Genomic DNA, 12,920 nt, shown 5'->3' on the forward strand with positions numbered 1-12,920 from the left:
TTCCCTCCTCGCCGGCCACCTCACAGGTGGTAGGCGTACTCCCGGAACTCCCAGTCGGTCACGAACTGGCCGAACCGCTCGAGCTCGTTGCGCTTGTAGGCGACGAAGGTCTCGACGAAGGACGGGCCGAGGAGGTCGGCGAGGTCCTTGTCCTCCTCCAGGGCGTCGATCGCCGTGCCGAGGTCGGCGGGCAGCCGGTCGGCCTTCGTCGGGTCGTAGCCGTAGCCCTCGAGCTTGTGCGGCGGCGTGAGGCCGTCGCGGATGCCGAGGTACGCCGCGGCGAGGAGCCCGGCGATGGCGAGGTACGGGTTCGCCGAGGCGTCGCCGAGGCGCAGCTCCAGGCGCGAGGCGCGGCCGCGCTCGGGCGGGATCCGGACCATCGCGCTGCGGTTGTCCAGGCCCCAGTCGACCAGCCACGGCGCGAGCGTGTCGGGCCCGAACCGCTTGTAGGAGTTGATCGTCGGGTTGCTGATCGCGGCCAGCGCGGGGGCGTGGGCGAGCACGCCGGCGATGGCGGAGCGGGCGATGTCGGAGAGCCCGTCGGTGCCCTGCGGGTCGTCGAAGAGCGGCTTGCCGTCGGCGTCGAGGGTGCTGAAGTGCACGTGGAAGCCGGAGCCCCCCTCGTCGTTGAACGGCTTGGCCATGAAGGTCGCCATCTTGCCGCGGCGCCGGGACAGCTCCTGGACGGCGTGCTTGAACCGGAACGCCCGGTCGGCGGCGTCGAGCGCCTCGGAGTGCCACAGGTTGATCTCGAACTGGCCGCTGGAGAACTCGTGGTTCGCGGCGACCACGTCGAGGCCGTACGCCGCCAGCTCGCGCAGCGACGCGAGCAGGGTGTTCTCCGGGTCGCCCTTGAGGCCCGCGACGTACACGTTGCCGGTCGCCTCGCCATACCGGCGCCAGCCGTTGGGGGCGGACTCGTCGGGCTCCAGGACGTAGAACTCCAGCTCGGGGCCGACGATCGGGCGCATGCCGAGCTCGGTGAACCGGTCGACCACCCGCCGGAGCACCTGTCGCGGGCTCTCCTCCGACGGCGTGCCGTCGGGGTTGTAGACGTCGGCGATGACGTGCGCGACACCGGGCTCCCAGGGCACCGCGCGGACCGTGCTCAGGTCCGGGACGGCCACGATGTCGGGCAGCCCGGCCGAGAGGCCGCCGGCGATGTCGACGACGTCGCCCATCGGGGAGGTCGCGTAGACCGAGCGGCAGAAGGCGACCCCGTCCCCGACGGTGCGGTCGAACCGGTCGGCGAGGACGTCGCGGCCGCGCTCGGTGCCGATCAGGTCGCTGTAGCCGAGCCGGACGACGTCGATCCCGTCCGCGCCGAGCTGCTCCGCGGCCACGCGCAGGGCGTTCTCGTCGATGTGCTCCACGGTCAGTCTCCGTTCGTCTCTCGGTGATCCATCATCGGCCGACGGCCGCGGTGTTGTGGAGTGCTTCGTCGAAGCGCTCCAGGTCGGTCGACAGGGCGTCGTACACGACCGGCCGGTTGGAGCGCAGGTAGAGCGCGTAGCCGATGCCGCCGACGAGCCCGACGACCAGCAGCCACGGCAGCAGGTTCACGGCCCTCGCGTCGGAGCCGGCGACGATGTCGAAGTGCTTGAAGGCGAGCGCGACGGCGAAGCAGAGGCCGAGGAAGCCCAGGCCGGGCGCGATCAGCGTGGTGCCGAGGCGCGGGTCGTTCTTGCGCCGGAAGTGGACCACGATCGACAGCGCCGCCAGCGCCTGCAGCACGAGGATGGCCAGGGTGCCGAAGCCGAGCATGCTCGGGACGACGGTGAGGATCGGGTCCGCGCCGGCGAGCGCGAAGACGATGGCCACGGTGACGGCGAAGCCGGCCTGGACCGTGCTGGCGACGTACGGCGCGCCGCTCGGCCCCGTCTTCGACAGGATCGACGGCAGGATCCGCGCCCGGCCCAGCGAGAAGACGTAGCGGCTGGCGGAGTTGTGGAAGGCGAGCATCGCGGCGAACAGGCTGACCAGCAGCAGCCAGGGCATGAGGTCGCTCAGGAAGCCGCCGATGTAGTTGTCGGCGAGGCTGAACACGAGGTCGCCGGTCTCCAGGTGGGCGAGGGCGGTGTCCTGCGCCCGGGCGACGCCGGTCGCGCTGACGACGGCCCACGTCGTGACGCCGAGGATGACGCCGATCAGGGTGATGGCGACGTACGTCGCGCGGGGGACGGTCGTGAGAGGGTTCTTCGCCTCCTCGCTGAACAGGGAGGTGGCCTCGAAGCCGAGGAACCCGGTCGCGGCGAGCAGCAGGCCGATCGACAGGGAGCCGGAGGTGATCGAGTCGAAGGAGAACGCCGAGAGCGAGTAGCCGTCCTTGAAGAGCACGGCGATGTCGAAGACGATGAGGATCGAGGTCTCCAGGATCAGCGAGACGCCGAGGATCTTGGAGCTGAAGTCCACGCCGCGCAGCGCCATCAGGTAGCAGACGGCGATCGAGGCCAGGCCCCAGAACAGCCAGGGCATGTCGAGCCCGGTCTTGTCGGCGATCACGATGCTCATGAAGAAGCCGCTGGTGCCGATCGTGCCGACGACGAAGAAGTTGTAGCCGAGCATCGCGATGAAGCCGGCGGCGAGACCGGCCGGCCTCCCGAGGCCCTTGACGACGAAGGCGTAGAAGCCTCCGGCGTTGACCAGCTCGCTCGACATCTTGCCGTAGCCGATGGCGAAGAGCAGGAGCACGGTGGCGACCGCGAGGAACGCGAACGGCGTGCCGCCGCCGTTGCCGAGGGCGATCGCCAGCGAGGCGACGACCACCATGCCCGTCAGCGGCGCGACCGCCGCGAGGACGAGGAACACGATGGCGCCCACCCCGAGGGCGTTCTTGCGGAGAGTGGTGTTGACGGTGTCCGACATCGGGACTCCTTCGCTGTCACGCGCGGCCGGAGCCGGCGGTCACCGGCACCTTCCGCCGGATCGTTCGGATCCGTACGATAGCCATATGTGACCCAGGGCACCATCCCTCGAGGGGAGGTTTTCCGAAAAATGTTTGTTACCGAACGATCACCAGTGACTGCGCGCCGCCGCCCGCCCTCCTCCACGGCAGGGCGGGGCCTGCTGGCTACGCTGGCCGCATGCCGGACCGCCACACGCTCGAGGAGACCGAGCGCGCGATGAAGGACCACGTGGGCGCACTGCCGCTGGACTTCGCCGCCGCCAACGCCCTGTCCAACCTCTTCCGCGCCGCCAACGCCGTGCGCAGCGAGCTGACCAACCGGGTGCTGCGCCAGCACGACATGACCTGGACCGGCTTCGTGGTCCTGTGGGTCGTGTGGATCTGGGACGGCATGGAGACCCGGCACGTCGCCGAGTCCGCCGACATCTCCAAGGCCACCCTGACCGGCGTGGTGAAGACCCTCGAGGCCCGCGGCCTGATCGCGCGGGAGGGCGACGAGCAGGACCGGCGCCTGGTCCGGCTGCGGCTCACCACCGAGGGCGTCACGCTGATGGAGAAGCTCTACCCCGAGTTCAACGCGGTCGAGTCGGAGATCATCGGCCAGCTCTCCGAGCGCAAGGTCAGCACCTTCACCAAGACGCTGCGCGACGTCGTCAACGCCGTCGAGGGTCAGGACGAGGCGTAGGCGCGCTCCCGCGCCGCCTCGACCAGGGCGCGGAACAGCCCGGCCTGGGCCGGGTCGGTCGCCGCGGTGTCCTCGGGGTGCCACTGCACGCCGAGGTACCAGCCCTGGGCACCGGCGAGCTCCACGGCCTCGATGACGCCGTCCGCCGCGTGCGCCACCGCGCGCAGGCCGCGGCCGAGCCGGCCGAGACCCTGGTGGTGGTAGCAGGAGATGCTCGGCGCCGTCCCGACCACGCCAGCGAGGACCGAGTCCGGCCGCACCGCGATCTCCTGGACGACGTGGCGGTGCGTGCGATCCCCCAGGTCCTGGACCAGGTCGCCGCCGAGGGCGACGTTGACCACCTGGTTGCCCCGGCAGATCGCCAGCAGCGGCAGGCCGGAGCCGAGGGCGTGCCGGGCGACCGCGAGGTCGAAGGCGTCCTGCTCCTCGTCGACGTCGTACTCCGTCGCGTGCGTCTCCTGGCCCGCCCACCGGGCGGCGAGGTCGCCGCCTCCGGGCAGCAGCACGCCGTCGGCGTACCAGAGCCGGGCGGCGACCTCGGCGTCGTCCGCGCCGGTCCCCGGTGCGACCGGGTGCACGACGAGCGGCTCGCCGCCGGCGGCGTAGACCGCGTCGAGCAGGGCGCGTGCCGCCACGTCGGCGCCGTAGCGCAGCGCCGAGGCCGACGCGGAGAACCGCGCCGGGACGGCGATCAGCGGGCGGCGGCTCATCGCGCGATCAGCCCGGGCGCGTGGTCCTCCACGAGGCGGGTCGCCCGCTCCCAGGCGGCGGCGAACCGGATCACCCCCGCGTCGTCGTGGTTGCGACCGATGACCTGGAGGCCGATCGGCAGGCCGGACCGGCCGAATCCGGCGGGCATGGCCAGCGTCGGCGCCCCGAGCAGGGTGCCGATCGCGGTCACCTCCATCCAGCGGTGGTACGACGACATCGCGACGCCCTCGATCTCGGCGGGCCACTCGAGATCGGCGGCGAAGGGCATCGTCTGCGCCGTCGGCAGCAGGACGTGGTCGTAGGTCTCGAAGAGCGTCCGGAACCCGTTGTACATCGCGGTCCGCTTGACCGAGGCGTCCCACACGTCGAGCCCGGTGAGCGCGGGATTGCCGTCGGCGCCGGTCAGCAGCCCCTCGATCTCGTAGACGGCCTCGGGCTTCAGGTACGGGCGCCAGGCGGGGTTGTCGTAGACGGGCTTGTTCAGGCCGCCGCTGATCCAGTGCCGGAAGACGAGCCAGAGGGGCCACAGGTCCTCGTTGCCGCGGAAGGAGCCGAAGGCCGGCAGCGCGTCGACCTTGTCGACCCGCGCGCCGAGGGCGCGCATCCGGTCGACCGCCGCGCCGGTGACCTCGAGGACCTCCTGCTCCATCGGGAGGTAGCCGCCGAGGTCCGCCATCCAGGCGATCCGCAGGCCGCGCAGGGTCGTGCGCCGCACCTTGCCGAGCGGCGCGGGATCCTGCTCGATCGCCAGGGGCGCGCGTACGTCGTACCCGGACATGGTGCTCAGCAGGAGCGCGAGGTCACGGGCGTCGCGGGCGATCGGGCCCTCGGTGCCGCCCTGCTGGACGAACTGCTCGTTGCCCGCACCGGGCACCCGCCCGTACGACGGCCGCAGCCCGAGCACGTTGTTCCACCCCGGCGGGTTGCGCAGCGAGCCGAAGAAGTCGCTGCCGTCGGCGACCGGCAGCATCCGCAGGGCGACGGCGACCGCGGCGCCGCCGCTGCTGCCCCCGCGCTCCGGGTCTGGTCGTAGGCGTTGTAGGTCGTGCCGAACACCTTGTTGTAGGTGTGCGATCCGAGGCCGAACTCGGGGGTGTTGGTCTTGCCGATGAAGACGGCGCCCGCGGCGCGGACCCGCTCGACGAAGAGCGCGTCGGCGGTGGCCGGTGGAGCCGCCGGGACGTCGAGCTGCCCGAAGAACCCGGCCGACGTCGGCATCCCCTCGACGTTGGCGAGGTCCTTCACGGCCTGCGGGAAGCCGTGCATCCAGCCCTGGTACCGGCCCCGGCGGAGCAGGCGGTCCTTCTCCGCCGCCTCGGCGAGCAGCTCCGCACGCGGGCGGAGCGCGACGATCGCGTTGACGGCGGGGTTCACGGCGTCGATGTGGTCGAGATAGGCGGTCATCACCTCGACGCAGGTCACCTTGCGCTGCCGGATGGCGGCCGACAGCTCGGCCGCGGACCACCACACGATGCGGCGCAGGTCGGAGGGTCGCTTCACAGCAGGCCACGCTACGTCGGGCGCGACCGGCGCCGCCGCGGCCTCGGAGGCCGCGGCGGTGAGCGCGCCCAGCGCGACGCCGGCGGCCGTGGCGCCGGCGACGACGGAGCGGCGAGAGACGGTGGTCATCGAGTTCGTCCTTTCGACCCTTCACCAGAGATTGTTTTGATCCAAACGATCTTGTTCGGACCCGAACGTAAGGTGACCTGCGCGACATCCGCAAGCCCGTGCCGCGTTTTCGGACCACCCGGCCGAGACCCTTGCCAGCGCCCCGCCCGGTCTCTACCGTGAGGACCCGAACGTCCGCTCGTCACCGTGGGGGCAGCATGGCCGCACCCGTCTCGGATCGCCTGATCGACCTCCTCGGCGACCTGGCCTCCCTGGCCACCCCCGACGAGGCCACGACGGCCGCGCCCGGCCTGCTGGAGCGCCTCGCCGACGACTGCGGCGCCGCCGCCTGCCAGCTCGACACCGCGCTCACCCACGCCGACGACCCGCAGGAGCCGGCCTTCCAGACCGTCGCCAGCGTGGGCTACTCCCCCGAGGTCTCCAGCCACCTGTGCGCCGACCTGGCGCCGTCGCCCCACGGCCGCCGGGTGCTCGCCGCGAGCAGCGGCCTGCGGATCGACGAGGACGACCCGTACGACTTCCGCAGCTCCGAGCACTACCTCGACGTCCTCCACCCCGCCGGGTACGACGACGGCATCTCGATCGCGCTGCGCGACTCCGGCGCCCACCTGGTCGGCCTGCTCCACCTCTCGGCCCGCAGCACCCGCGACTTCGCCCCCGAGCTGGTCGGCGCGCTGCCGCCGCTCGGGCGGGCCTTCGCCCGGCTGACCACCGTCGCCACCTGCTCCACGCCGGACGTCACCCTGCCGCCGGAGTACGCCGTCGTCCGGCTCGACGCCGCCGGCCGGCCCACCCCGGTGGTCGGGCGGGCTCCCCTGCACCTCGTCGTCGACGCCGACCTGCTCGGCATCGTCCGCGCCATCCTCGGCACCGGCACCCGGTTCGCCACCTTCCTGCACCAGCAGGCGGGGCAGCTGGTCGAGGTCCGGGTGCACTGCCCGTCGGGCCGCGCCGCGACCCGGCAGCCCTGCACGGTCGCGACCCGGCCCGCGGCCTCGACGCTCGGCCTCACCCTGCGCCAGCTCGAGGTGCTCACCGCGGTCGCCACCGGCGCCGGCAACCGCGAGATCGCCGACGAGCTGTGCCTGACCCAGCGCACCGTCGCCGCGCACGTCGAGGCGATCCTGGCCCGGCTGGACAGCCGGTCGCGGGCGGGTGCCGCCGCGAAGGCCACCGCCGCCGGCGTACTGCTGCCGTCCGCGGACCCGGACTCGGTCCGCTCCCTCGCGCGGGTGCTGCAACAGCCCGTGGCCTGACCCCGGGGATCCACCAAGGGATCCGCCAAGACTGGCAATTCTGCCAATGACCCAGGTCACACCGCGGTCCCACGATTGCGGGACCGCGCCGGGCCCGCCGGCGCCGTACCCCTGGGAGACGCGATGGCGACCGGCTACCTCTACCACGAGCTCTTCGGCTGGCACGACACCGGGACCAACGCCGGGCTCTTCCCCGCCGACCACCGCGCGGGCATCCAGCCGTTCCAGCACTTCGAGAACGCCGAGACCAAGCGCCGGATCCACGAGCTCGTCGTCGTCTCGGGCGTCATCGACCGGCTCACCCGGCTGGAGCCGCGCAAGGCGACCGACGAGGAGATCCTCCTGGTCCACACCGAGGAGCACCTGGCCCGGATCGAGGCCGGCAGCGAGCAGCCCAAGGGCGGCGACTCCGGCGACGGGCTGAGCCCGTTCGGGCCGGGCGGCATCGAGATCGGCAGGCTCGCCGCCGGCGGCATGATCGAGGCGACCGCCGCGGTCGTGGAGGGCCGGGTCGACAACGCCTACGCACTGATCCGCCCGCCGGGCCACCACGCCGAGCCGGACACCGGGATGGGCTTCTGCATGTTCGGCAACCTGGCGATCGCTGCCCGGGCGGTGCGTCGTACCCACGGCGTCGAGCGGATCGCCGTCCTCGACTGGGACGTCCACCACGGCAACGGCACCCAGAAGACGTTCTGGGAGGACCCGGACACGCTGACCATCTCGCTTCACCAGGACCGGGTGTTCCCGCCCGACTCCGGCCACGTCACCGAGCGCGGCGCGGGCGCCGGCCTCGGGTACGCCGTCAACGTGCCGCTCCCGCCGGGGACCGGCACCGGCGGCTACCTCTCCGCCTTCGACCGGGTGGTCGCACCGGCGATCGACCGGTTCCGGCCGGACCTGATCCTGGTCGCCAGCGGCTTCGACGCCAACGCGACCGACCCGCTGTCGCGCCAGGCGCTGACCAGCAGCAGCTACCGGGCGATGACCGAGCGGCTGCTCGACCTCGCCGCCACCCACTGCGACGGGCGGCTCGCGATGAGCCACGAGGGCGGCTACAACCCGGTGTACGTGCCCTTCTGCGGGCTCGCCGTGATCGAGGCGCTGGCCGGGGTGACCGACCCGCTGTCCGACCCCTACGAGCCGATCTTCGGCGGCATGGCCGGCCTCGACCTCCAGCCGCACCAGACCGCGGTCCTCGACCGGGTCGTGCCGCTCCTCGACGACATCCACGCCGGCGTCCCCGCCGGGTCGTGACCCCTCCTCCCGATCGGAGCACCACCATGTCCACCACCGCACCGCGTGACCTGAGCCGCCGTACCCTCCTCGCCTGGGGCGGCGGCATCGGGGCCGCCGTCCTCGCGTCCGCGTGCAGCGCGCCCGCCAGCACGAAGTCCTCCGGCGACAAGGTCGCGAAGTCCAGCACGGACGTCGACACCGTCGCCTGGGACTACCCGTTCACCTTCCTCCCCGTCTACGCGGGCGTCGCGAAGTTCGCCAAGGCCCGCGCGAAGGAGAAGGGCGTCGCGCTCGAGCAGACCAACGACAACGGCCGGCCCGACGTCCAGGCGTCCAACCTCGACACGCTCATCGCCAAGAAGGTGCCGGCGATCGTGTCCTTCCCGATGGTCTTCGAGGCGCTCGAGGCGCAGGCCGCCAAGGCGCTGTCCGCCGGCATCATCTGGGTGACCTACGGCGGCACGCTGCAGAACCAGAGCGCGTCGATCACCTTCAGCTTCGAGGAGGGCGGCCGCAAGCTCGGCGAGGACGCCGCCGCCTGGGCGCAGGAGAGCCTCGGCGGCAAGGGCAAGGTCGCATTCCTCGTCGACGACACCATCCAGCTCGGCCGCGAGCGCACCGCCGGCATGATCGACGCCTTCACGAAGGCCGCGCCCGGCATGGAGGTCGTCGGCCGCGAGCAGGCGATCGACCCCGACACGGCGCTGACGAAGACCAAGGCGATCCTCGCCAAGCACCCCGACGTCAACGTCGTCCTGGGCATCACCGACGGCGCGGCGTTCGGCGGCTACAAGGCGCTGGTCGAGGCCGGCCGCGCGGAGGACGACGCGGAGACGTACGTCGGCGGGCAGGACGGCGACCTCGGCTCGCTCGAGCTGATCAGGAAGGGCACCTTCTACCGGGCCTCGGCCGCCCTGCAGCTGCGCGACATCGGCAACGCGGTGATCGACGTACCACTGGCGGTGGCGGACGGGAGGAGCGACGCCGAGGCCAGCGCCGACGTGCCGATCGCGCTCGTCAAGCCGGGCGACGCCCTGCTCGACGAGATCATCGCCCAGTACGGCTGAGCGCCATGACCCTGCAGGTGACCGGCCTCCGGAAGTCGTTCGGCGGCGTCCACGCGCTGCGCGGCGTCGACCTCACGATCGCGTCCGGCGAGGTCCACGCGCTGCTCGGCCACAACGGCGCCGGCAAGTCCACGCTGATCAAGGCGCTGGGCGGGGCGTTCACGCCCGACGGCGGCACGATCGAGGTGGCGGGCCGCAGCTACAGCGGTCTCTCGCCGCGCCAGTCGATCGACGCGGGCATCGCGATCATCTTCCAGCACCTCAGCCTGGTCGAGTCGCTCTCGGTGGTGGACAACGTCTTCCTCGGCCAGGAGCACCGGCGGCTCGGCGTCGTCGACCGCGGCTCCCAGCGGGCGGCGGCACGGGCGCTGCTGGACCGGCTCGGCGCGACCTGCCGGGTGGACGACCGGGTCGGCGACCTGCCCATGGGCCAGCGGCAGCTGGTCGAGATCGCCAAGGCGCTCTCGCGCGACCCGGTGGTGCTGGTCCTCGACGAGCCGACGGCGGCCCTGTCCTCGCACGAGATCGGCGCCCTGGAGCGGACCGTCCGCGCGCTGCAGGAGCAGGGACTGGCGATCTGCTACGTCACCCACCTGCTCGGCGAGGTGGAGCGCCTGGCCGACCGGATGACGGTGCTGCGCGACGGGCAGGTGCACGTGTCGACCTCGCTGGAGGGGCGGACCCGGCGGGACATCATCGAGGCGATCGCCGAGCCGCCCACCGACCTGCCGCCGCGCGGGCCGGTGCACGAGGCCGATCCGCCGCAGCTGCAGGTCAGCGGGCTGAGCGGTCCCGGGATCGGGCCGATCGACCTGTCGGTGCGGCCCGGGGAGATCGTCGGCCTCTACGGTCTGATCGGGTCGGGCCGGACCCGCACCCTGGAGATGCTGTTCGGGCGGCGTCCCCGCGACGGCGTCGTCACCGTCGGCGGGCGGCGGGTGACGCGGGCGACCCCGCGGGCGGCGCTCGCCGCCGGGCTCGCGCTGGTGCCGGGCGACCGGGCCGGCCAGGGCCTGTTCAGCTCGCTCTCGGCGCTCGACAACGCGCTCCTGCCCGCCCAGGGCGTGCTCTCGGCCTTCGGCCTGCGGCGGCGCCGGGCCGAGCAGCAGGCGTTCGAGCGCCTCGCCGAGGCGCTGGCCGTGCACCCGAGCACGCCCGAGGCGCCCGCCCGCAGCTTCTCCGGCGGCAACCAGCAGAAGCTGCTCCTCGGCCGGTGGGTCAACGGCATCCTGCCCACCACCGTGCTGCTGCTCGACGAGCCCACCCAGGGCGTCGACGTCCGCGCCCGGCACGAGATCTACCGGGTGGTGCGCACGATCGCGAGCGAGCGTCGTACCGCTGTCGTCTTCGCCTCCACCGATCCGGAGGAGATCGTCGCGCTCGCCGACCGGGCGCTGGTCATGCAGGAGGGCCGGGTCGTCGGCGAGCTCGCCGGGGCCGCCCTCGACGAGGACGCCCTCCTGCACGCGGTCCACCAGTCCGAGTCCGACCTCCAGGAGCACCTGTCATGAACGCATCCGTCACCCCGCGCCGGCTCGCGCGCTACCCGCTGATCCCGGTGATCATCGCGATGGCGATCGGCTTCGAGCTCGCCACCGGCAGCTTCGTCGGCAGCCAGAACCTGCTCGGCATCGCCACCGACAGCGCCACCCTCGCCATCGTCGCGGTCCCCTCCGCGCTGCTGGTGATCAGCGGGTACCTCGACCTGTCGGTCGGCTCGACGTACGCCCTCGGCGCCGTCGCCGCCGGCTGGCTGGCCTCCGAGCACGGCGGCGGCCTGGTCGGCTGCGTCCTGCTGGCGCTGCTCGCCGGGCTCGCGGTCGGGGCCGTCAACGGGTTCCTGTGCTGCGTGGTCGGGCTGTCGCCGTTCATCGTCACCCTCGGCACGCTGACCGCCGTCCGCGGCCTCGCCCAGCAGCTCGCGCCGCTGCCGCTGACCAGCTTCGGCGACGGCTTCGCCTGGCTCGGCGGAGCCAAGGTCGCCGGGCTGCCGTCGCCGGTGGTGATCGCCGTGCTGGTCGTCCTGGTGGCCGGTGCCGTGCTGGCGCTGACCCCGGTCGGCCGGCACATCTACGCGATCGGCGTCTCCCGCGAGGCGGCGTACCTCTCCGGCGTGCGGGTGCGGACCGTGCCCTTCGCACTCTTCCTCGCCACCGGCGCCTGCGCCGCGCTGGCCGGTGCCATCAAGGCGTCGGTGCTCGGCGCGGTCCAGTCCGGTACGGCGGGCACCGGGTTCGAGCTCGCCGTCCTCACCGCCGTGCTGGTCGGCGGCGTCGCCCTCACCGGCGGCTCCGGCACCCTGTTCGGCGTCGTGCTCGGCGTGGCCTTCCTCGGCATCCTGCAGAACGGCCTGACCCTGGTCGGCGTGCCCACCTTCTGGCAGCAGGTCGCCCAGGGACTCGCCCTCGTCGTCGCCGCCGGATTGGCCTACCTCTCCCCGCGGCTGGAGGCGCTCACCGCGGTCCGGCCGGCGGCGCCACCGCGGCCGGTGCCGGTCACCTGATGCTCCTCTCTTCCGCCCAGCGATCTCTGTTTTAGAATCGGCGGGTGGACCTCGACACCGGCGCCGCCGCCATCGGCGTGCTCGCCGACCCGACCCGGCGCAGCCTCTACGCGTACGTCGCCGGGCGGGCCGCCGCGGTCGGGCGCGACGAGGCGGCGACCGCCCTCGGCCTGGCCAAGCACACCGTGAGCTTCCACCTCGACCGCCTGGCCGACGAGGGGCTGCTGGAGGTGGAGTTCCGCCGGCTCAGCGGGCGCAGCGGACCGGGCGCCGGTCGGCCGAGCAAGCTCTACCGGCGGGCGCGGCGCGAGTTCGCGGTGACTCTCCCGCCCCGCCGCTACGACCTGGTCGGCGACATCCTCGCCGCGGCCGTCGGCCGGACCGGCGCCGGTGCGGACCTCGACACCGCGCTCGCCGACTGCGCCCACGAGGAGGGACGATCCGTGGCCGGGGCCGCCGTCGGCGTACCTGGCGGGCCGGGGCTCGAGGGCCTCGCCGCGGTGCTGGCCGGCCAGGGCTACGAGCCGGTCGTCGAGGCGACCGCGGTCGCGCTCGCCAACTGCCCGTTCGACGCGCTCGCGCGCAAGCACACCGCCCTCGTGTGCGGCCTCAACCGCTCCTTCGTCCAGGGCGTCGCCGACGGTCTCGGCTGCGCCGGCGTGACCGCCCACCTGGAGCCGGGATCCGGACGATGCTGCGTGAAGGTGCGGTGCCGTGACTGATCCACTGGCAGCTCTCGACCGGTGGATCGCCTCCGGTGGCCACTGGGAGGTCCTCAGCGAGCGCGGGGGCCTGGCCACGGTGGCGCTGCTGACGTGTGACGGCGGGCAGGAGATGGATCGGGTCGTCGTACCGGTGGACGCGCTGCCGCAGGAGTCGTGACTCCGTCACCGCCGGTCAACCGCGGCCCCAAGATCCTCGTTCG

Annotated in this window: 11 protein-coding genes and 1 pseudogene; 8 read left to right on the top strand and 4 right to left on the bottom strand. The window is 72.9% G+C overall.

The features are described from left to right. Positions 1 to 20 precede the first annotated feature (20 nt). Positions 21 to 1,373, bottom strand: a complete 1,353-nt coding sequence (locus tag FIV44_RS06160) for a glutamine synthetase family protein (protein ID WP_141003681.1) — start codon at positions 1,371 to 1,373, stop codon at positions 21 to 23. A 31-nt stretch (positions 1,374 to 1,404) separates the two neighbouring features. Further along, complete coding sequence (locus FIV44_RS06165; protein WP_141003682.1) at positions 1,405 to 2,865, bottom strand: APC family permease; 1,461 nt, start codon at positions 2,863 to 2,865, stop codon at positions 1,405 to 1,407. 218 nt (positions 2,866 to 3,083) lie between these two features. Between FIV44_RS06165 and FIV44_RS06170 the strand changes: the two genes are divergently transcribed. Beyond that, a complete protein-coding gene (locus FIV44_RS06170) occupies positions 3,084 to 3,590 on the top strand; it encodes a MarR family winged helix-turn-helix transcriptional regulator (RefSeq protein ID WP_141003683.1) in 507 nt (168 codons plus the stop codon). Here FIV44_RS06170 and FIV44_RS06175 read toward each other — a convergent pair. Next, entirely contained in the window at positions 3,575 to 4,300 is a 726-nt protein-coding gene (locus FIV44_RS06175; protein ID WP_141003684.1) for a gamma-glutamyl-gamma-aminobutyrate hydrolase family protein, read from the bottom strand. The two genes, FIV44_RS06170 and FIV44_RS06175, sit on opposite strands and share 16 nt — an antisense overlap. Then, positions 4,297 to 5,930 (bottom strand): annotated as a pseudogene (locus FIV44_RS33910) (amidase). The gene FIV44_RS06175 and the pseudogene FIV44_RS33910 overlap by 4 nt, the downstream one beginning before the upstream one ends. 197 nt (positions 5,931 to 6,127) lie before the next feature. Here FIV44_RS33910 and FIV44_RS06185 point away from each other — a divergent pair. The 7 genes from FIV44_RS06185 to FIV44_RS30290 all read left to right on the top strand — a co-directional run bounded on the left by FIV44_RS06185 (position 6,128) and on the right by FIV44_RS30290 (position 12,877). Continuing rightward, a complete protein-coding gene (locus tag FIV44_RS06185) occupies positions 6,128 to 7,186 on the top strand; it encodes a helix-turn-helix transcriptional regulator (protein WP_141003685.1) in 1,059 nt (352 codons plus the stop codon). A gap of 123 nt (positions 7,187 to 7,309) precedes the next feature. Further along, positions 7,310 to 8,443, top strand: coding sequence for a class II histone deacetylase (locus tag FIV44_RS06190; protein WP_141003686.1), 1,134 nt, complete (start codon positions 7,310 to 7,312; stop codon positions 8,441 to 8,443). A 26-nt stretch (positions 8,444 to 8,469) separates the two neighbouring features. Next, positions 8,470 to 9,492, top strand: coding sequence for a sugar ABC transporter substrate-binding protein (locus tag FIV44_RS06195; RefSeq protein WP_141003687.1), 1,023 nt, complete (start codon positions 8,470 to 8,472; stop codon positions 9,490 to 9,492). Between the two features lie 5 nt (positions 9,493 to 9,497). Then, complete coding sequence (locus FIV44_RS06200; protein ID WP_219996315.1) at positions 9,498 to 11,003, top strand: sugar ABC transporter ATP-binding protein; 1,506 nt, start codon at positions 9,498 to 9,500, stop codon at positions 11,001 to 11,003. Continuing rightward, positions 11,000 to 11,995, top strand: a complete 996-nt coding sequence (locus tag FIV44_RS06205) for an ABC transporter permease (protein WP_141003688.1) — start codon at positions 11,000 to 11,002, stop codon at positions 11,993 to 11,995. The genes FIV44_RS06200 and FIV44_RS06205 overlap by 4 nt, the downstream gene beginning before the upstream one ends. Before the next feature lie 44 nt (positions 11,996 to 12,039). After that, positions 12,040 to 12,717, top strand: a complete 678-nt coding sequence (locus FIV44_RS06210; protein ID WP_141003689.1) for a helix-turn-helix transcriptional regulator — start codon at positions 12,040 to 12,042, stop codon at positions 12,715 to 12,717. Then, on the top strand, positions 12,710 to 12,877 hold the full coding sequence (locus FIV44_RS30290) for a hypothetical protein (protein ID WP_181411019.1): 168 nt from the start codon (positions 12,710 to 12,712) through the stop codon (positions 12,875 to 12,877). Before FIV44_RS06210 ends, FIV44_RS30290 begins: the two co-directional genes overlap by 8 nt. The last annotated feature ends 43 nt before the right edge of the window (positions 12,878 to 12,920 follow it).

The sequence above is a fragment of the Nocardioides humi genome (assembly GCF_006494775.1).
In the GTDB taxonomy this organism is placed as follows: Bacteria; Actinomycetota; Actinomycetes; order Propionibacteriales; family Nocardioidaceae; genus Nocardioides; species Nocardioides humi.